The 17,629-nt window shown below is 45.0% G+C and carries 23 protein-coding genes; 8 read left to right on the top strand and 15 right to left on the bottom strand.

Annotated features, from left to right (window positions below):
- The first annotated feature begins 2 nt into the window (after positions 1-2).
- A complete protein-coding gene (locus UWK_RS01500) occupies positions 3-185 on the top strand; it encodes a hypothetical protein (RefSeq protein WP_015402579.1) in 183 nt (60 codons plus the stop codon).
- Positions 186-220: 35 nt separating this feature from the next.
- On the top strand, positions 221-898 hold the full coding sequence (locus tag UWK_RS01495) for a CAAX prenyl protease-related protein (RefSeq protein ID WP_015402578.1): 678 nt from the start codon (positions 221-223) through the stop codon (positions 896-898).
- Positions 899-1,095: 197 nt separating this feature from the next.
- On the opposite strand, the gene UWK_RS01490 is transcribed toward UWK_RS01495, so the two are convergent.
- Positions 1,096-1,839 (bottom strand): tRNA threonylcarbamoyladenosine dehydratase, encoded by a 744-nt coding sequence (locus UWK_RS01490; protein ID WP_015402577.1) that lies wholly within the window; start codon positions 1,837-1,839, stop codon positions 1,096-1,098.
- A gap of 176 nt (positions 1,840-2,015) precedes the next feature.
- Between UWK_RS01490 and UWK_RS01485 the strand changes: the two genes are divergently transcribed.
- Positions 2,016-2,879, top strand: a complete 864-nt coding sequence (locus UWK_RS01485) for an HDOD domain-containing protein (RefSeq protein WP_015402576.1) — start codon at positions 2,016-2,018, stop codon at positions 2,877-2,879.
- Positions 2,880-2,896: 17 nt separating this feature from the next.
- On the top strand, positions 2,897-3,817 hold the full coding sequence (locus UWK_RS01480) for an MBL fold metallo-hydrolase (protein WP_015402575.1): 921 nt from the start codon (positions 2,897-2,899) through the stop codon (positions 3,815-3,817).
- Between the two features lie 29 nt (positions 3,818-3,846).
- Here UWK_RS01480 and UWK_RS01475 read toward each other — a convergent pair whose 3' ends face one another.
- The 3 genes from UWK_RS01475 to arfB form a co-directional block, all read right to left on the bottom strand.
- Positions 3,847-4,671: a ribonuclease H-like domain-containing protein gene (locus tag UWK_RS01475; protein ID WP_015402574.1), complete on the bottom strand. Its 825-nt coding sequence runs from the start codon at positions 4,669-4,671 to the stop codon at positions 3,847-3,849.
- 238 nt (positions 4,672-4,909) lie between these two features.
- Positions 4,910-5,191 carry a pyrimidine/purine nucleoside phosphorylase gene (gene ppnP, locus UWK_RS01470; protein WP_015402573.1) on the bottom strand — a complete coding sequence of 94 codons (282 nt, stop codon included), beginning with the start codon at positions 5,189-5,191 and terminating at the stop codon, positions 4,910-4,912.
- A 111-nt stretch (positions 5,192-5,302) separates the two neighbouring features.
- Complete coding sequence (gene arfB / locus UWK_RS01465) at positions 5,303-5,716, bottom strand: alternative ribosome rescue aminoacyl-tRNA hydrolase ArfB (RefSeq protein ID WP_015402572.1); 414 nt, start codon at positions 5,714-5,716, stop codon at positions 5,303-5,305.
- Between the two features lie 37 nt (positions 5,717-5,753).
- On the opposite strand from arfB, the gene UWK_RS01460 reads away from it, so the two are divergent.
- Both UWK_RS01460 and UWK_RS01455 read left to right on the top strand, forming a co-directional pair.
- Positions 5,754-6,281 (top strand): shikimate kinase, encoded by a 528-nt coding sequence (locus UWK_RS01460; RefSeq protein WP_015402571.1) that lies wholly within the window; start codon positions 5,754-5,756, stop codon positions 6,279-6,281.
- Between the two features lie 81 nt (positions 6,282-6,362).
- Complete coding sequence (locus UWK_RS01455; protein WP_015402570.1) at positions 6,363-6,791, top strand: FKBP-type peptidyl-prolyl cis-trans isomerase; 429 nt, start codon at positions 6,363-6,365, stop codon at positions 6,789-6,791.
- A 49-nt stretch (positions 6,792-6,840) separates the two neighbouring features.
- Here the strand turns inward: UWK_RS01455 and UWK_RS01450 are convergent, their stop codons facing one another.
- The 3 genes from UWK_RS01450 to UWK_RS01440 are packed head-to-tail and all read right to left on the bottom strand — an operon-like array spanning position 6,841 to position 10,031.
- Positions 6,841-8,091: a BaiN/RdsA family NAD(P)/FAD-dependent oxidoreductase gene (locus UWK_RS01450; RefSeq protein WP_015402569.1), complete on the bottom strand. Its 1,251-nt coding sequence runs from the start codon at positions 8,089-8,091 to the stop codon at positions 6,841-6,843.
- Positions 8,088-9,626: a B12-binding domain-containing radical SAM protein gene (locus UWK_RS01445; RefSeq protein ID WP_015402568.1), complete on the bottom strand. Its 1,539-nt coding sequence runs from the start codon at positions 9,624-9,626 to the stop codon at positions 8,088-8,090. The genes UWK_RS01450 and UWK_RS01445 overlap by 4 nt, the downstream gene beginning before the upstream one ends.
- An 18-nt stretch (positions 9,627-9,644) precedes the next feature.
- Complete coding sequence (locus UWK_RS01440) at positions 9,645-10,031, bottom strand: MotA/TolQ/ExbB proton channel family protein (protein ID WP_015402567.1); 387 nt, start codon at positions 10,029-10,031, stop codon at positions 9,645-9,647.
- A gap of 228 nt (positions 10,032-10,259) precedes the next feature.
- Here UWK_RS01440 and UWK_RS01435 point away from each other — a divergent pair, with 228 nt between their 5' ends.
- The gene (locus UWK_RS01435; RefSeq protein ID WP_015402566.1) at positions 10,260-11,186 is read left to right on the top strand and encodes a Tim44 domain-containing protein; all 927 of its coding nucleotides are present in this window, start codon (positions 10,260-10,262) and stop codon (positions 11,184-11,186) included.
- Positions 11,187-11,542: 356 nt separating this feature from the next.
- The gene (locus UWK_RS01430) at positions 11,543-12,040 is read left to right on the top strand and encodes a DsrE family protein (protein WP_015402565.1); all 498 of its coding nucleotides are present in this window, start codon (positions 11,543-11,545) and stop codon (positions 12,038-12,040) included.
- Between the two features lie 127 nt (positions 12,041-12,167).
- On the opposite strand, the gene UWK_RS01425 is transcribed toward UWK_RS01430, so the two are convergent.
- The 8 genes from UWK_RS01425 to UWK_RS01380 all read right to left on the bottom strand — a co-directional run bounded on the left by UWK_RS01425 (position 12,168) and on the right by UWK_RS01380 (position 17,595).
- A complete protein-coding gene (locus UWK_RS01425; protein ID WP_041916263.1) occupies positions 12,168-12,779 on the bottom strand; it encodes a MarC family protein in 612 nt (203 codons plus the stop codon).
- An 81-nt stretch (positions 12,780-12,860) separates the two neighbouring features.
- A complete protein-coding gene (locus tag UWK_RS01420; protein WP_015402563.1) occupies positions 12,861-13,439 on the bottom strand; it encodes a hypothetical protein in 579 nt (192 codons plus the stop codon).
- Positions 13,440-13,747: 308 nt separating this feature from the next.
- On the bottom strand, positions 13,748-14,278 hold the full coding sequence (locus tag UWK_RS01415) for a YeeE/YedE thiosulfate transporter family protein (protein WP_015402562.1): 531 nt from the start codon (positions 14,276-14,278) through the stop codon (positions 13,748-13,750).
- Entirely contained in the window at positions 14,275-14,850 is a 576-nt protein-coding gene (locus UWK_RS01410) for a YeeE/YedE thiosulfate transporter family protein (protein ID WP_322740794.1), read from the bottom strand. The genes UWK_RS01415 and UWK_RS01410 overlap by 4 nt, the downstream gene beginning before the upstream one ends.
- A gap of 222 nt (positions 14,851-15,072) precedes the next feature.
- Positions 15,073-15,489 (bottom strand): cupin domain-containing protein, encoded by a 417-nt coding sequence (locus tag UWK_RS01400; protein WP_015402560.1) that lies wholly within the window; start codon positions 15,487-15,489, stop codon positions 15,073-15,075.
- A gap of 91 nt (positions 15,490-15,580) precedes the next feature.
- Positions 15,581-15,784 carry a 2-hydroxymuconate tautomerase family protein gene (locus UWK_RS01395; protein ID WP_015402559.1) on the bottom strand — a complete coding sequence of 68 codons (204 nt, stop codon included), beginning with the start codon at positions 15,782-15,784 and terminating at the stop codon, positions 15,581-15,583.
- Positions 15,785-16,699: 915 nt separating this feature from the next.
- Positions 16,700-17,023: a YajD family HNH nuclease gene (locus tag UWK_RS01385; protein ID WP_041916261.1), complete on the bottom strand. Its 324-nt coding sequence runs from the start codon at positions 17,021-17,023 to the stop codon at positions 16,700-16,702.
- A gap of 110 nt (positions 17,024-17,133) precedes the next feature.
- Positions 17,134-17,595: a DUF3124 domain-containing protein gene (locus UWK_RS01380; RefSeq protein ID WP_015402557.1), complete on the bottom strand. Its 462-nt coding sequence runs from the start codon at positions 17,593-17,595 to the stop codon at positions 17,134-17,136.
- Positions 17,596-17,629: the final 34 nt, after the last annotated feature.

The following is a 17,629-nucleotide window of genomic DNA, read 5'->3' as shown; positions in this document are numbered from 1 at the left end:
AGATGGCTGAAAAAAAACTGATTGCAAGGGACGATGGGCTGGTTGAATTAAAAATTAAAATCCCTGAACATCTCTATCGAGCCTATCAGCGGTGCTCCTGGATCATCACCAACGAGACAGGACGTGAGCAGCTCGAAATTATGGAAGAGATGGTGCTTGATTTCCTGGTCAAGCATGAGTGCTGAAGAGAGTCCTTTCAATTCAATGGCAGGAGGCAGGCGTGCCAAAAAAGTCGATGGCTGGTTTTATTAGAAAACCCTGGCTGCCCTACGTTGTCCCCTTTGCTCTCTTTATGCTTCTAACAGAACCAGCGCGTTATTTTCCTGCACTGGTACCTTATCTCTATGTCACCAAAACTGTGCTTGTTGGTGGGACGCTCTGGTTGTGGCGCCATGTATATGCAGATGACTTTGCTACCGTTTTAACGCCTGGTGAGTTTGTCGTCGCGATTCTTTGTGGCTTGCTTGTACTGGTTTTATGGATAGTTCCGGAAGGACTCTTTTATCAGTTGGATTCCGGAACAGGTTTTAATCCCTATGTCATGGCAGAATCTAAGGGGCTGGCAATCGGCTTGATTGCTATACGTCTTATCGGTGCATCCATTGTTGTACCAGTTATGGAAGAGTTGTTCTGGCGGTCATTTCTGATGCGCTATCTTGTTGATGTTGATTTTCGTTCCGTTGCTTTGGGGACGTTTACCTGGCTGTCGTTTCTCGGGGTGGCAATTTTGTTTGGTCTGGAGCACCATAGGATTGTCGCAGGAATTTTAGCAGGATTGCTGTATGGAGCATTGCTGCTTCGTCAAAAAAAGTTAAGGGGTGTGGTGATTGCCCATGGCGTCACAAATTTCGGCCTGGGTGTCTATGTTGTTGTGACCGGAAACTGGCTGTTCTGGTAAGTTGGTTCTTTTTCCTGATTACCACTAATCCTCAGCTTACCCGTTTAAGGAGGAGTTGTTTCGTGTTGATTATATGGGCATCTGCGGCCTGGACGGCCGCAGCTGAGCCCCCAGGGATGGGTTTATGGCGTCCCATATAATCGACACGGAACAACTCTGGGTTGCAAAGCTGAGTTTCGATGGTAATCAGGTTCTTTTTAGATCTCTTTTGTCAGGTGAAGAATAACTTCATTCGCCAGTATCAGTCCAAAAATTCCTGTGATTGTTGGCAATGATCCCAGTACGTTGCGTGTTCTTCCTCTGTCCTCATAGGCAGACGCTGGCTGTGTGGTTTTCTCAGGTCCCTGGTAAGTGAAATTCACCCGTTCTGTGGAATAGATACAGTATATACCCCCTCCCACTCCTTGACGTCGCAGGCGATTGCGAACATGCTTGGCCAGCGGGCAGTGATTCGATGTCATGATGTCCCCAACCTTGATTTTCAAAGGATCTGTTCGCAGGGCTGCACCCATGGAAGAGAATGTGGTGATCTTTCGCCTGTGGGCACCAGCCAGAAGCTGAACTTTGGGGTTAAGGGAGTCTATGGCATCTATCAGGATATCCGGCGCTGGTGACAGTATTTCGTCAAGCGTTTCCTCTGCGGCAAAAAGCCTTAAAGCTTCCACCCGGCAATCTGGATTGATAAGGGCGATCCGCTCTCTGGCGACATCCACCTTTGGTCTTCCGATACTGCTTTCAAGGGCCAGTATCTGCCTGTTAATGTTGGATGGCTGGATAGTGTCAAAATCAACCAGTCGCAGATGGCCAACACCGGCTCTCGCCAGTCCTTCAGCAGCATAGCCTCCCACTGCACCGACACCTACAATGGCAACTGTTGCCTTTTGCAGAGCGCTGAATTTTTTATTGCCAAGGAAGCAGCGTGTTCTTGAAAATCGTTCCATACCATCTGCCTACCATATCTGCATCTTTTCGGGCAACAGGATATATTAAATCTTGAGCTTTTGTTCCATTCACCTCTTTCCTTGACCTCCTTTTCTGCTTGCTATAGAATACATGGTAATGTTGTCTTTTTTTTTATTATGTAATTGATATTTATAATGGATTTTAGGCGGATTGAATGATGCAAGAAGATGGCGCAGCCAATAGAAAAGCCATAACCAGATTTATCGAACGAATGCCAAGCCTTTCCACCACAGTGGGGAAGGTGATGGAGATCTGCAGTCGTACCGATGCCTCTCCAAATGAGTTGAATAGGGTGATTTCACTTGATCCGGTTCTTACCGGTCAGGTTCTGAAGCTTATTAACTCTGCATATTACTCTCTTGTGAACAAGGTAACTTCGCTTACTCGCGCCATCACCATGCTTGGGATGAATACGGTTAAGAATATGGCGTTAAGTACTGCTATTATTCGCTCGGTGTCCGGTGCCAAAAAGTCACAGTCTCTTCCAACCAAGAAATTCTGGGCCCATTCCATCGCCACGGGAGTGTGTGCCAAGTTGCTGGCCAAGGCCAATGGTGTTCCAGTGATGGAGTGTGAAGAGTATTTTGTAGCCGGACTTCTTCATGATCTAGGAAAAATTCCATTTGGTGATGAATATATCGATGTTCTGAATAGAGTGAAGAAGGAGTGCCTTCCGCTTATAACAGTAGAACGTGATATGCTGGGAGTCGATCACCAGGAAGTTGGACGAATGATAGCCGAAAAATGGAAGCTGAACGAGGCCATGACCTGCTCGATAGCTTTTCATCATGACGTGGAGGAAGCACCTGAAGAACACAGGGTACGTGCCGCCTATGTTGGGCTTGCCAACATGTATGCAAATATCCTTGATCTGGGTTATGCGGGGGATCCTTTTCCGGCAGAAGACGGTGCTGATAAGATGCTGAAAATAACTGGATTGACATGGGATATGTTTGGAGAAGTGGCCCTCGGTGTTGAAGAGGAGATTGAGAAAGCGCAGGTTTTTCTGCAAAGTTAGGGAGCACAGAAAACAGCATGATGAAAGTGAAATTCTGGGGTGTCAGGGGTTCTATTCCCTGTCCCGGCCCACAAACCATGAAATATGGAGGCAATGGCGCGTGTATAGAATTGCGGGTAGATGACAGAGAGGAAATTATTATTATTGATGCGGGTTCCGGGATTAGGGAGCTTGGTAATGCTCTGGTTAAGAACGATCTCCCCGCTGGTCCGTTAAAGATTGCCATGTATCTTTCCCATACTCACTGGGATCACATCATGGGTTTTCCCTATTTTACTCCAATTTATATTCCCGGTACCCGGATGACGGTGCATGGGCCCGTGACCTATGAAGATGATCCATTAAAAGATGTCGTGGGTGGACAGATGAAATACCGTTATTTCCCGATTAATGTTGGTGAACTTGCCTCTGACATTGAATACAAACGCCTGCGTGAAGAACCGGATATGGATTTGGGAAATGGCCTGCTTTTGACCACTAAATTTTTAAACCATCCCATCACTGCTCTTGGCTACCGCTTCGAGTACCAGGGCAAAATCTTCTGTACCTGTTACGACCATGAACCCTATCGGAATCTGTTTATAACCGATCCAGAGCATCCGGAATATGATGAGGCGATGGCCTATGAAGGTGAAGAGGTTGCCCGGGAGCAGAACCAGGCTGTAGAAGAGTTTTTCAAAGGAGCGGATTTGCTGGTGCATGATTCTCAATATACTGCTGAGGAATATAAGACCAGAGTCAACTGGGGGCATTCGACTTTTGAGTGGGCCATTGCTGCAGCAAATCGGGCCGGGGTGAAAAAACTTGCCCTTTTTCATCATGACCCGGATCGTACAGATGCACAGATTGAAAATATGGCAAAAACCTATTGTGAGCCTAAGAAATACGGTGATACTGAGGTGTTTTTCGCCACGGAACGCGCGGAGATTATTCTTTGATTGTGTTCTCTTGTGAGCTGGCTTGTGAATTATAAGCTGTTTCTGATCCGCTCTACCGTGTTGAAGTCTGGCTGGTAAAGGACTGCAGGTGTTTCGGGCAGTTCCATCAGGAGGTCGTTTCCAAAGGGCATGTCCTGAACATTCCTGTTGTGGGCTTCAATAAGAAGACGCTCCAGGTTTACGGTGTCTTCAATGTTGTAAGCGAGAAGTGTTTCCAGCGCCTTTTCGTTGTTGTTATCGATATAGTCCTGCCAGAGAAGCACGGCAAAGTAGCCATCGATTCCATCGAGGCCACCCCTCTCTATTCCAAGTTGTTTTTCACAGCCCTTAAGTCCCCCTTTAAAACCAAGTTTTGCAAGGATATAGCGCAGGTCTATATGGGAATGGGTGAGCCTGGTATGAAACCAGCGTTCGAGCACCGGGATGTCAAAGCCCTTGCCATTGTAGGTGACCAGTATTTCATACTTCCAGATGTCCTTCTCAAAATCTTCCAGATTCCTGCCGTTTACATAACAGTACACTTGAAGTCCATCATACAGGGCGATGGTGGTGATTTCAGCGTTAGGGCCAAGGCCTGTGGTTTCAATATCGAGGTATGCTATACGATCCCGAAAGTGGGAGAGGAGGCGCCACTGCTGGTTGGCGGGTAATCGTCTGCTGAAAAAATCAGGCCCGTTTTTGAGTTCTACAAGGGAGCGTTCTAATAAACTGGAAAGTTGTGGGAGGGAACTGTTCGGAAGTCGCAGGGGAGGCGCATCCGACCAGTGTGACCAGCGGTGTATTCCTGCCTGCCAAAGCTTTTCTTCAGTTGTAACGCCAATCCCAGGCAGATGGATAAAACTGTGAGTAAGCATCTATGTGAGGAGGCCAGTGCGTGAATTACATAAAAAGGCCTGCAAATCAAAAAAAGAAGAGCAGGCCAGGATACGAATATATGTAAAACAGGAGGGAATAAAACCATTGAAGACGTTATTCCCTCCTGTGGTAGGCGGTGATTAAGTGATGTCTTTAGCAGCAGGAGGTGGTTGTTTAACAAGATAACAAAAGTGACGCAAGGCTTTTTTTCTTCGCTCTTGCACTTTTTGTCAGGAATTACTTGTAGAGGCAGATATAACTGGTTTCCTGCGTTATGCGAACCCCAAATTTGACGTCTTTTGCGACCTCGAAGCTTTCTCCTGCTGTAAATGTTTGCCATGTGTCGGTTTCAGGCAGTTTGATATCCATACTTCCGGATACAACAGACATAATCTCAACGGATCCTGTTCCGAATTCGTATTCACCAACAGCCATGACTCCTATGGTTGCAGGGCCGTCTTCACTGGTAAAGGCGATTGATTTTACTTTTCCGTCGAAATACTCATTGGTCTTAAACATGATTGAACCTCATTTTTTTTATTGTAATGCCAACTTGATTGCTTATTACTGGGAGCTGTACCCTTTTTTGCGGTAGTTGTAAATATTCTTTGGTGCAAAGAAACGCATAGGTCAGTAGTGAACTTTTTTTCGTGCAGCTTTGAGTTGTCCACGTTGTTTTTTTCCTTCGAGTCGTCGTTTTTTTGCTGCCTTTCCGGGTCGGGTAGGGCGACGTTTTTTTGACTGCATCATGGCACGAAAGATTATTTCCTTCAGGCGTTGCAGAGCATCTTCTTTATTCTTTTCCTGACTTCGGTACTGCTGCGCCTTAAGCACAAGGATACCTTCTTTGCTTATTCGCTGATCCCGCATGGCCAGGAGTCTGTCTTTTACTCTTTCCGGAAGGGAAGATGCTGCAATATCAAAGCGCATATGTACGGCAGAGGCGACTTTGTTGACGTTCTGCCCCCCTGCTCCCTGGGCGCGGATAAATTTTAGCTCGATTTCTTGTTCAGGAATACTTACATTGTCGGCAATGCGTAACATAATAGAGACGTACGATGAGATTATTAGAATTTTGGTTATGGAAAATAGTAAAAAAACAAATATTGTTCTGATCGGCATGGCTGGAGCCGGAAAAAGTACCGTCGGCAGAAAACTTGCTGATCTCCTTGGTCTTGCCTTTGTCGACGTAGATACCCTTATCGAAAAAGACAGGGGTTTGCCATTGCAGGAAGTACTGAACGATCTTGGTGTTCAGAATTTCCGCAGGTTGGAAGAGCAGACCATGCTTTCTATGGATTTTAGAAAGTATGTTATTGCAACGGGTGGCAGTGCAATTTATGGCCAGGCCGGTATCAGTCACCTGCGAAGGAGCAGTCTGCTGATCCTGCTCGACGTCGGACTCGCAACGTTGAAACAGCGGGTTGGAGATTTCAGCAGTCGTGCCTTTGTTAAAACAGCCGATCAGACTTTTGCTGAAGTTTTTGCAGAACGTCAACCCCTCTACACCCAAAATGCCGATCTTATTATTGATTGTAATGACCGATCTGTTTCTGATATCTGTCAATCCATAATCAGACAAGTTCCAGATACCTTCTATCATTTTTAAGCGGGATATGCTAGGGTGCTTTCCTTTGAAAAAATACAAATTCATCACATATAGAATAACTTAAACAAAAAGAGGATTTTTATGACACAGGCAAAAAAAGGTGACAAAGTTCAGGTGAACTATAAGGGATATCTTGATGACGGTACAATTTTCGACTCATCCGAGGGCAAGAAACCATTGGATGTGGTTCTTGGCTCAGGAACGGTGATTCCGGGATTTGATGCAGCTCTTGTCGGAATGGAAGTTGGTTCCAGGAAAACCGTTAAAATTCCAATGGATGATGCCTATGGAAAACATAATGCGGAGCTGGTAATGCAGGTACCAAAAGATCAGATACCACCAGATTTAAAACCTGAAATTGGCCAAAAGCTTCAGGTGGGTGGAGCGGCTGGTGAACTGATGGCCGTTGAGGTGATTGATCTGACCGATGACTTCATTGTGCTCGATGCCAACCCTCCCCTTTCAGGCAAAGATCTCACCTTTGATCTGGAACTTGTTGCGATTGCATAGTGGCTATTATTTCATAGACGGACTCAAGGCTGGTCCCCTGTGGGTCCGTCTATGTGCTTTGGACATCTCCTGCTGAACGTCCTGCCAGCCAGCCTGTGGAAAAGGCAGCCTGCAGGTTATAGCCTCCAGTGTTGCCATTCAGATCGAGAACCTCTCCCGCCAGATACAAACCAGGTATAATTTCTGATTCCATGGTTCTTGGGTTCACCTCTTTGAGCATTACACCACCCGCAGTAACTATCGCTTCTTTAAAGGAGCGGTGACCACTTACTTCCAGGCGTAAATCCTTCAGCCAGTGTAACAATGTTTTTCGCTCTTTTTTAGAAATCTCGCCAGCCAGTCTATTGGCGGGAATGTTCGTCTGTTCCAGACATAAGGGTACCAGTTGAGCCGGGAGGAGGCCGCGTAAAACATCTCCAAAGTGTTCTTTTGTCCGTTTCTGGAAATCACGAATTAAGCGGGCATCGAGCTTTTGTTCGCTTAATGCTGCCTTTAAGTCTATCGCCAGATGGACTTTATCCGCCTTTTGCAGTGCATCCACGGCATCACCACTGAGTGTCAGGATTGTCGGGCCACTCACTCCGGTTTTTATAAAATGGAGTTCCCCAAAGAGTTGCTGTTTCTTTTTTCCATTGATCAGGAGCTGGACACCGATATTTCTCAGTTCAAGTCCGGCAAGGGCGGGATGGATGCCATTCTGTACTTCAAGAGGAACCAGAGCCGGTCGAATAGGAACAATTGTGTGGCCCATTTTTTTTGCAAGGGTGTAACCGTCTCCGGTGGAACCGGTTGCAGGATAGGATGCTCCTCCTGTGGCTATAATAACACTGTCGCAGTCAATGTTGCCCCGGCACGTGGTAACTCCACTAACCTTACCGTCTGTGACGAGGATATCCTTTGCAGGACAACTGTCTCGAATTTCAACGTTCAACTGAGTGAGCCAGGTAAGGAATATTTTCAATATATCAGGAGCATTGCCGCTTGTGGGGAAGTATCTTCCGCCACGTTCAAGGCTCACCGGAAGGCCGTTTTCCTCAAAGAAAGTGATAAGTTCGGTGGAAAAAAAACGGGAGAATGCTTGTCTCAGAAAACGGCCGTTTTTGCCAAAGTGTTCGATGAAATCGGCGACGGGAGCACTGTTTGTGATGTTGCAGCGCCCCTTGCCGCTGATACATATTTTGCGTCCCGGCCGTTTCATTTTTTCCAGAAGAATTACCCGTGCACCTGCAATTGCTGCCTGGCCAGCTGCCATAAGTCCTGCAGCACCTCCACCAATAACCACCACTGTCTGTCTTTTCATTTATTGCCTTCCCTGTATCGTGCGTCACTCTGTAGAATGAGTGGAGCGTGGTTGGATGTGAAAAATGGCGGATCCCGCTGCAGTATGGTGCGGACTGTCGGATCCGTTCTGAATTCATTGCAGAGAAAATTCCGCACAGCTTTCCGATCCCATCCTCTGGGATGGTAGAAATCGGAATAGAGCCCCAAATCTCCACTGGAAAATTCCCGGAGCTGCAGTGTGCTGGATTCTCTACTGTTATGGGGTAGATTAAAGACTGCCAGGTTCAGGAACGTGATGGCCTCAGCATTGCGTTGAGTAAAGTCGAGGGTCTGTCGTGCTTCGCTATGGGATTCCGTCGGCGTTCCAAAGAGTAGATAAACATAGGTTGCAATACCTGCAAGACGAAGGGCCCTCAGGCTGTCTTCGACCATTGTCAGATCGATCCCCTTGTCCATTGCATCAAGAACTTCCTGGGACCCGGATTCAATACCGAGTTTCAAAAGAACACAGCCTGATTTTTGGAGTTTTTTGCAGAAGCTAAGATCCCCCAACTCTGGAGTAACCCTGGCAAATCCGTACCAGTCAGCTCCGGGAGGTTCCTGTATTATCTGCTTCATTAGGGAGGGGGCCACGGCATTGTCAAGGAGATGGATGAGGCGTGGTTTATGTCTGCTGACCAGAGAGTTCAGGTCCTCCATGACCTGCTTTGTGGAAAGTTTTGCGTAGGGGCTCCCTTCTGCTTTTTCAGGACAGAAAGAACAGCGGTTCCAGTAGCATCCAGTGGATGCACTGTAGGGTAAGAGCAGGCCGGGAGAGAGGTAGTGGGCGAGAGGAAGGTCTGAAAAATCAGGTGGCTGGTGTCTGGAGGGGGTGTCAGGGGATAAGATTTCCAATAATGGCAGTTCACCCTGTCCTTCTACCATATGATCAAAGAGTTCTGTAAATGGATTGTTCCAGCCTGGACTCCTTAACCAGGAGGTGACCAACCCACCACCGGCAATGATTGTTATGTCTGGATATTCCTCTCTGATCAAACCGGCAAGACAAAAGGCGGGAAGGGCCTGGCTGAGATAATTGAGAGAAATACCGATGTGCTGGTGGTCTGCTTCGGCAAAAAGATCTTTCAGGCGTGCTTGAAAAAAGGGAAAGAAGATGCTGTTTTGAAAATTTCCGGCAGCCAGGAGGAGATCCTGGCTCCGATGCGGGGAGAGCTGGTTGTCCTGATAGTCTGCAAGGCTGATGTTGACAGCAGATACATTGCAGCTCTGGCTGATTGCCCGGTTCAGATCGCGTACAGCCCTCTGATAGCGGTCGTTGCTTTCATAAAGAGCCGTGTCGCGGAGGTTTTGGAGGTTGGGTTGAACGTTCTTCCAGGCTCTTTTGCTCCAGGTGTCAATGGGGGTCTGTTGCAAGCCCAGTAAATAGAGTTGTCCCTCGATGTTTGCGTCCCAGAGTCTGCACCGTTGCTTGTTTCCGCGAAGGAAACCTGCAATACGAGTTATTCCTGCAGGAGGTTCGCAGGCCTTGGCGAGCGGTGGAAATATCAGGAGCACTTGATGGGCGCAGAGTGGTTAAGCAAATGCGCTGTTATCAATTTTGCCAAGAAAAATTCTGGTGCAGAGAAAAATGTTTCTGGACGTATCTCCTGCCTGAATACGGAGTAACCCTTCTCGAATAATAATTTTTTTGAGGAGCTCCCTTCCATTTGACTCGTTATAGTAGATGTCGGAGTCGAGAATATCGCTGACAACTTCGGGCTCTGTCTGGTCAATAATAAGTTGCAGACCTATTTTAAGGAAATTGTCAGTGATACTTCCAAGTTGATCTTCCAGTGAGAGAAATCCTCTTTTTTTGGCCTGTGCACCCAGCTCTTTAAGAGAAATGATTAATGGGATTAAGGATTCCTGGTCTTCTTTGCTGCAGGCAGACTTCGCTGCTAATGATAAGTCGCGTAACATTATTTTCCTTGTAGTATGATTTTGTAAAACCTATTGGGATAGGTCGGTATTGTTTTTACATATTCGGAATACACTATCATAATTTGATGGTCTCGTGTAATGTTTTGACCGTCCTTAAGTGTTTTTTTCTGTCTTAGCCTTTGCAGCAAAGATGGCAAAGCTGAGACTGCTGTCAGATGACACAAACATTGTAATTATCTTTTCTTTGAATTTTTTCGGAGGCAACACATGTTCATGGTTATGAGGAATCTCACTCCTTTTTTTCTCGTCTTTTTCACTCTCTGTTTTGTCGAGGCTGGCATCATGGCAGAGTACGCCGATGCGCGCTCCCGTATGGGCGGTCGAACTTTTCGCTCTGCACCAAGACAGAGTGCGCCAGTAACAAAAAAACAGCAGCCAGCTACACAACAAAAATCAGGTGTGAATCGTGGTTTGATGGGTGGTTTGCTTGGTGGGGCACTTGGTGGCATGCTGCTGGGCAGCATGTTTGGGATGGGTGGCTCGGGGATGGGGATGCTTCCTCTGATCCTTCTTGGCGTCGCTGGCTACTTTCTGTACAGGAGGTTTGCTGCACGTCCTTACAATGGTCCTCCTCCGGGCTATCAGGCACCACCTCAGAATGACAATGTCTTTGGAGGTAACTTTGACAGCAAGGATTCTCCGACTCAGCATGGTTTTACACCTTCCTCCCAGGAACCGGAAAAAGCGAGCCTGGAGGAGGGACTGGAAATCATACGCATTGCAGATCCCGATTTTGATGCGAACTATTTTGTAGAAGTGGCTTCAGACGTTTTTTTTAAGGTTCAGGCTGGCTGGATGCGACGTGATATTAGCTCGTACAGGCACCTTTTAGGTGAGCAGCTTGCCTCAGAATACCAAGCGCAGTTTGCTGAGATGGAATCTAAAGGAGAACTTAATAAACTGGAAAATATATCCATCCGCAACGTTGAAGTTGTGGCGGCCGGATCTGAAAGTGGAGAGGATTTTGTGACCGTTCTTTTCACAGCCAACCTTCTTGATTATACCGTGGATGATGAGAGCGGTGAACTGATTTCAGGCAGTGATACCGAACCTGTGAAATTTGCTGAAGAGTGGAGTTGGGCAAGGCCGCTTGGCACGCAGGACTGGAAGCTGGAGGGGATTAAAGAGGTTTAAGAGAATCATTCTATCCCTTCATTGTTAGCACAGTATGAGACAGACAGTATCCCCAGAACCTGACTGCCTGTTTGTCTCTGATGACTGAGCAGTCGAGTTAGCCCTAAGCTCTAAGCTCGTTTTTTTGTAAACAATCCTCCGCCTTTAATATCCATCTTTAACGGGTATTAAAGGTGGCTATCTAGTGTCTGTCCAGAAATGAGGCATTCCCAAACCTCCCACTCCTGGTGTTATTTCTTTAGTTGTGGTAATCACAATAATGTGGCACATTGTGGCATTCGTGTATATTGTCCTTGTAATAGCGTGAGTGCTCCTATCACAAAAATCCAAATAATTTCTCACACCGGAGGTATGTCATGTTTACACGAACGCTTTTACTGATATGTATTTCTGCATTTCTGTTTTTTTCTTTTGGAATCGCCCAGGGGAAGGAATATACCCAAAGCCAATCTCTGGCAGGACTTGAAACTGTAAAAATCTATTTTGACGTCAACGTTGGTAATCCGCAAAAGTTAGTACTTCGTCTTTCACTTATAGACAAAACACTTTCACAGCTCAAGGCAGCTGGCGTTAAACCTGAAGTTGTTATCGCTTTTCGCGGAAAAGCCAGTCAGTTTATCACCAGTGGTACCGGGTATGTTGAGGAAGAGGAAAAGCTGGCAAAGGCTGAAGTACATGAATGGCTTGAAACCTTTGCCAAAGAAGGTGTCCACATGGAACAGTGTCTCATGGCAGCAGACCTTCAGGGGATCAACCCGGAGGATTTCCGGGCTGAAGTAGAAGTGACCCAGAATGGGTACATTTCCATGATTGCCTATCAGAACAGGGGGTTTTCTCTTGTTCCGATGGATTAGGGATGGGAATTCTTCCTTTTCTAATAGTGACCCGCAGGGGCTTGTCAGCTGGCCCTTCCATACCAGTCTCGTCAGCGACGTGACACTTCTTGACGTCTTGTGACCGCACTGGTTCGGTGCGGTGGTATTAAAACTTGCCTGCCCATGTACGAACGCCTTGCATTATCATTTCGATTGATACTGTTCCGACGTACAGTGCTGTGATTCGGCCTGCTACTTCTATATATCGTTGAATCAATCGTTCATGGCTTGTACGCACAATGTCATGCAGAGATTTGAGTAGAAGTATGATGATGATAGAGATACAGATAGCAGACAATATGCTTATACATGCCATAAGTGGATCAAGCCTTTTTCCAATAATAACACTTACGCTAATAGTGCCTGGACCTATTAAAACAGGCATGGCAATAGCACCTGCCAAATGCTCTGATTCTCCTCTTAAAATTTCTATTGCCTGTGGACCACGAAAAAAAAATTGGAGACCTATGAGCAGAAATACAATGCCTCCAAAAATCTGAAAGGAAGCAAACTCCACTTGCACAATTTCTGAAAAAACAGCATCGCCGAGGATGGCAAAAACACAAAAAACAACACTTGAAATCATGGCGGCGCGCAACAGCACGTGACGGAATATCCTCCCCTCCATTTTCTGCATTACGTCGATAAGGTAGACTACAACAAGAAACGGATTGAGTAGCATTAACAATAAAGCTGAAGAGCTTATGAAGTCTTTCATTTATTTACACTGAATGTTTGGTTGAACGGTTTTGGCTCATCTCTTGTCAAATACTGGTTAAGCGTCTGGTGAATAAATTTTTTATAATGGATTTGTTTTTCTTGATGCCCTGAAACCGTAGATTACAAAACCTAACGATATAATTTGTTGAGCCGTCAGGAGTGGTTTTTGCTGAGTGAGCATGAGAATAGCCATACTCGCATTCATCAGCATAAAAAACAACCAACCAATTCTATTGTTTTTGGCTAATAGATAGCTTCCCAATAGAAAACCCAGCATTACTCCCATTTCTAAAACCTGGGAAAATGATGTTATTCCACCATAATCAACCAGGCTGTAACCAACACCTAAAAATATAGAACCATAGGTGAAGAATGAAGCAACTTTGTCAAGAATACTACCTGGTGCTTTAGAATACTGATACACTGTATATAAGCCTAAACACATTGATGGCACTCCGCCAGCTTCTATGGAAGCTGCTATCCAGTTTTGCTCACTAAGGAGTATTACCACCCACGCAGGGACTCCAACAATGTATATAACCCAGGCATATAGCTTTAACTTTCTTTTTATATCTTGTTTTTTCCCTTCTGCTAAGGCAAATAAAATTTTATTAAGGAGGTATGAGCCACCTCCCCAGACCTGTAAAGCTGTATCCATATTTGTTTATCCTTGTGTTTTCCAGAACTCATCAACGATTAAGGTCAAATTGGGTGGGCTTTCCACAAATAGAAAATTCCCCGATTTTTCAACGAATTTTGATGAGGAGTACGCCTCCACCCTTCTGAACAGTCTGTCGGTAAACCACACGAGATGATGTTCGGCGGGCGGGGTCGGCGTGACACGATTTTGGCTATCAGCTTTTGCAGAGGCGAATTCGAACTGCAGCCCAAGAGGAGGCCGGGTTAGGTAGACTGACTAAGCGGGGCAGTCACGTAGCCAGTCAATGTTGCAAAGATCATCACGATTTACAATTTTTTCTTCTCAAATAAAAAGAATAAAGTGATTGTCCCTACCCAAAATACTGGAATGATTATCCATTGCGAAATACCAAGTGTTTCCGGTATTCCAATTTTTCCGAAATCTTTCCACGCCAGAATGGTTGCTTTAAAGAAAGGGTAGAGCTCGGCATACAAGGCTGCTCCGACCACCATGCCTATTATAGCAAACACCGCATGCCAGCGACCTTCGCCCAAAGCACCCAGTGATGTACCGGGGCAAAAACCCATGATTGCCCATCCGGCACCGAACAAGGCGCCTCCTATCAACACAGCACCTACGTTCATTGGCTTGTGGCTCAAAGTAATGACCTCAAAATTTGCGAGCAGGAGTATCCCGACCATTCCCACCATAATTGCCGACAGCATGAATTTGAATATCGTCATATCCTTTAACAGCATTGCTCCAACTTGTTTGTCGAAACGAAGAACACGACCTTTTTGGAGTAGAAAACCAAAAAGTACACCAGTGACTAGACCCAACCATTGACTGCTGTTCATGATGCTCTCCTTTTGTAAACCATATGAGCAACCAAAACACCTACGCTAAAAAACATACCTAAAGCCACAAACGAACTAACCGACAATTGCATCATCCCGCTGAGACCATGTCCACTTGGGCAGCCACTAGCCAAACGAGCTCCGATCATGGCGATAATTCCACCTACAAATGCACCGAATGCACGCTTTCCGATAGAGGGGCCAAATCGTTTCTTCCACGTGGGAGGAACGCTCTCAATCCGGAAACTCTTATCCATAGTGGAAGAAATAAGGGAACCCAGGACAATCCCAACAACTAGCATGAACTGCCAGTCAACACGAACCTTTGTTTTGGTGAAATACTCGTTTGAGATCACATGATCCGTAGCAATTGTCTGCTCTAAAATACCGGCGGCACGGACGAACGTTGTTGATGCTCCTAAGTAGCTTGTTTTACCAAGGAATTGTGTTGTTGCAAGGACTGAAGCAATGGCCAAGAGACCTAAGAGGGCCCCGGCGAGGTAAGGGCTCCATCCCCCATCATTTGTTTTCCATTTCATTTTTAATCTCCGTTTTTTGAGGTTGAACGATATGGGACACTTGCATCCCCACAATACTCTCCGTTGTGCCACAGATGGTCTCAGCGTCAAGTGAACCGTCTGACTTTATGATTTTCACTGTTTGATACTCGATGTTGAGAGTTAAATGAATAAGTCTTGTTTTTGCTCTATTGCCTTCCCAAATATTGTTATTTAGCAATGGTTGGGTCTACAGGAGTGACAAATCCAGTGTAGTGACTTTTTATGTCATGAATTCTATTTTTTAATGGTTATTGGTTTGTTCTGGATTCCGGCATAAAAAACTATTATTTCTGCTGCTTCATTACCCTCATTTTTCCCGTAATGCCACGTATTAACTACCTCTACGATTGGATCACCTGCTTCTAGCTGTATCGTTTTGTTGTCTGTTGTTACAACGGTTAACTCTCCTTTCAGCAATACACCCGCATTAATTACTGGATGTTGATGAAGAGGCAAGGTCATTTTGGGAGGTATTATTATTTTTAGTATTGTTACTTCGGGTTGACCTTTTGAATAAACAGGTAAGGTTCCGCCGTTCCAACTGGAGGTAGTCTTGGCTAATACATCAACTGACAAAGTGTTGACATGAGGCGCACAACCATAACTTGACAGCAATACAGTCAGACATATTCCGAGAAATAACTTTTTCATTGTTTTGTTTCCTTTAAAACTTACTACTGAGCTGATTTGATGTGGCGCTGTTTCAGGGGTGAATATGAAGTTCTGGTTATGAAAACAGTTTTCATTTTCCGTTTTTTCTTCTTTGGGTGACAGTTTCCCCACCGATCCCCCAATTGTCTGTATCTATCTCTTCAATTACAACAACTGTGGTTGCCGGATTTTTTCCAAGCACATTTTTTAATAATTCAGTTGCCCCTTTTATTAATTCAGCTTTCTTTTCAGGAGTAACATCTTCATTTGTGATTTTGATATTAACAAAAGGCATTTTTTTTGTTTCCTTGGCTGATGAGTTATGTGGTCGGATCCAATTATGCCATTATAAGAGTCTGTCCACAACTATAGCCATGAACTGAACAAAAAAAGCCGGGCCACCTCATTTAAGGCAACCCGGCTATCTATATAACAGAAGGCCAGTGGCTCTCCTTCCTGTCTTTAACGACGGGTTGGCTTTTCTCAGTCTAATCGTATTTGATATCTCTGTCTGCTATGTTTCTATAGAACTTAAAAAAAAACAATGAATTATCCCCGATGTTCGCTCCAGGCAGGCCGCGAGAGTGAGATGGCCTTCAATCTCTTATCTGTCAGTCATAGTATATTTCATTGTCTGAAACATAAACATTAGACGTTTTGCAAATATCTATACTGATTGGATCGTCAAGAATTTCACTGCCATCCTCACCAAGCCATCCCACTTGCAGTATCTGGTCACAAGCTCCCATGTCATCTGCAAATTCAGCCGTAGCGGCTTGGTCCGGGGCAAGCTCTTCTGAAAGCCAGTTCGAGCTCCATCCATTCCCATCATTGGTATAAAATCCGACTACGATTTTTTCTGATTGATTATGAATTACGAATTCCCCTGCCTCTCCTCTCCTGAAGGTTGGGCAGATGCGTTGACACTCAGCAATAGAATAGCCATGAAAAAAGTTGCTATATTAATTGTTCTCATTTGGTTTTTCTTTACAGTGCTTTTTGGTTAAGGAGCGAGGCCTTTGTTGCGTTTTTATGTCCAACTCTCTACCGCTGAAGACTTCCAAGAATGAATTACTCTATCAATAGTGGGAAATAAGTCAAGCACACATAACTAAGTGGTGAAATTGGCTCCTTGTAGTACCAAGTATCTGTAAAGTCGAGATAACCGACCCAATGCAGTTTCGGGGCCGTGTTGCGTTTCCTGCCTTTGCTATTCTGGTTCGTTGTTTTTCTTGTCAGATACAAGTTTATTGAGGTTTTTAAAAGGAGTATTGTATGCAGCTGGGCTTCGGTCGTTGTCAGAATTGTGGCTTGGCAGCCATTCGGAATCCAAGATACGGGAGTGCTCGTTGTCATGACAATAGAGACACAATAGTTCCCAGTTGCTTCCGTCAGGGGGATTATTTTTATGATTATGATCTTTGTGATGGACCGTCAACTCTCTGAGTTTTTTTCCTGAAAAATCACGGCCACAGTTACCACAGATCCACGGTAGGATTTTTAACGCCTGATTTCGATAATCAATTTTTTTCATTACATTGTTTTTCTAACAAAATATAAGGTTATGCATCGCTAGCGTACCCAGTGTTTGTCAGCAAAAAATGGTATCTCTGCGTCTGGTGCATATATAGGTCAAGTGGCTTTTTATTTAGTGTTTTCATCAATTACCTTACTTTGACTCACAAAAGAGATTCCTGATCCTGTTCCGATCATTACGCTTTCGATTATTGGTGGATTTATTTTTTTCGTTGCTTTCCATTTGACGATGAAGTTTGCGCCAAAGCCGCCAGATTCGTCTCTTTCTTTTATTGAAAAGTGATGTGACGCCAGAGGAGCAAGAAGTATTGGTTCTTTAGCGTATTCCTTTAATATTTTGCCATTGTTGTCAAAGTATTCTGCTGAGGTGATAGTGAGTTGATTGTATAAATCTGTATTTCTTATGCTGAGCATTGCAGCTAGATTGAAGGGGTGCTCTTTCGGTCCAATAAAAACATTTGAATAAATAGCTACATAAAGCGTTTGTCCAGACGAAAGTTCTGTTTTATTTTCAGCTGAGAAGGCAGGAAAAGCAAACAAAACAAAAAAGATAAAAGTAATAATTCGCATTTTTGGGGTTCCTTAATGTTTTTCGATTTTATTG

This window comes from Desulfocapsa sulfexigens DSM 10523 (genome assembly GCF_000341395.1).
Lineage (GTDB): Bacteria > Desulfobacterota > Desulfobulbia > Desulfobulbales > Desulfocapsaceae > Desulfocapsa > Desulfocapsa sulfexigens.
This window is presented reverse-complemented; position numbering and strand designations above follow the sequence as displayed.

What these genes read in the sequence shown, in the direction of transcription:
- UWK_RS01435 (WP_015402566.1), top strand. Translation starts at nt 10,260, where the DNA reads ATGTTCATGGTTATGAGGAATCTCACTCCTTTTTTTCTCGTCTTTTTC.
- UWK_RS01490 (WP_015402577.1), bottom strand. Translation starts at nt 1,839, where the DNA reads ATGGAACGATTTTCAAGAACACGCTGCTTCCTTGGCAATAAAAAATTC.
- UWK_RS01400 (WP_015402560.1), bottom strand. Translation starts at nt 15,489, where the DNA reads ATGAAAAAGTTATTTCTCGGAATATGTCTGACTGTATTGCTGTCAAGT.
- UWK_RS01500 (WP_015402579.1), top strand. Translation starts at nt 3, where the DNA reads ATGGCTGAAAAAAAACTGATTGCAAGGGACGATGGGCTGGTTGAATTA.
- UWK_RS01395 (WP_015402559.1), bottom strand. Translation starts at nt 15,784, where the DNA reads ATGCCTTTTGTTAATATCAAAATCACAAATGAAGATGTTACTCCTGAA.
- UWK_RS01415 (WP_015402562.1), bottom strand. Translation starts at nt 14,278, where the DNA reads ATGAACAGCAGTCAATGGTTGGGTCTAGTCACTGGTGTACTTTTTGGT.
- UWK_RS01455 (WP_015402570.1), top strand. Translation starts at nt 6,363, where the DNA reads ATGACACAGGCAAAAAAAGGTGACAAAGTTCAGGTGAACTATAAGGGA.
- UWK_RS01450 (WP_015402569.1), bottom strand. Translation starts at nt 8,091, where the DNA reads ATGAAAAGACAGACAGTGGTGGTTATTGGTGGAGGTGCTGCAGGACTT.
- arfB (WP_015402572.1), bottom strand. Translation starts at nt 5,716, where the DNA reads ATGTTACGCATTGCCGACAATGTAAGTATTCCTGAACAAGAAATCGAG.
- UWK_RS01380 (WP_015402557.1), bottom strand. Translation starts at nt 17,595, where the DNA reads ATGCGAATTATTACTTTTATCTTTTTTGTTTTGTTTGCTTTTCCTGCC.
- UWK_RS01425 (WP_041916263.1), bottom strand. Translation starts at nt 12,779, where the DNA reads ATGAAAGACTTCATAAGCTCTTCAGCTTTATTGTTAATGCTACTCAAT.
- UWK_RS01460 (WP_015402571.1), top strand. Translation starts at nt 5,754, where the DNA reads ATGGAAAATAGTAAAAAAACAAATATTGTTCTGATCGGCATGGCTGGA.
- UWK_RS01485 (WP_015402576.1), top strand. Translation starts at nt 2,016, where the DNA reads ATGATGCAAGAAGATGGCGCAGCCAATAGAAAAGCCATAACCAGATTT.
- UWK_RS01440 (WP_015402567.1), bottom strand. Translation starts at nt 10,031, where the DNA reads ATGTTACGCGACTTATCATTAGCAGCGAAGTCTGCCTGCAGCAAAGAA.
- UWK_RS01385 (WP_041916261.1), bottom strand. Translation starts at nt 17,023, where the DNA reads ATGAAAAAAATTGATTATCGAAATCAGGCGTTAAAAATCCTACCGTGG.
- ppnP (WP_015402573.1), bottom strand. Translation starts at nt 5,191, where the DNA reads ATGTTTAAGACCAATGAGTATTTCGACGGAAAAGTAAAATCAATCGCC.
- UWK_RS01475 (WP_015402574.1), bottom strand. Translation starts at nt 4,671, where the DNA reads ATGCTTACTCACAGTTTTATCCATCTGCCTGGGATTGGCGTTACAACT.
- UWK_RS01420 (WP_015402563.1), bottom strand. Translation starts at nt 13,439, where the DNA reads ATGGATACAGCTTTACAGGTCTGGGGAGGTGGCTCATACCTCCTTAAT.
- UWK_RS01480 (WP_015402575.1), top strand. Translation starts at nt 2,897, where the DNA reads ATGATGAAAGTGAAATTCTGGGGTGTCAGGGGTTCTATTCCCTGTCCC.
- UWK_RS01430 (WP_015402565.1), top strand. Translation starts at nt 11,543, where the DNA reads ATGTTTACACGAACGCTTTTACTGATATGTATTTCTGCATTTCTGTTT.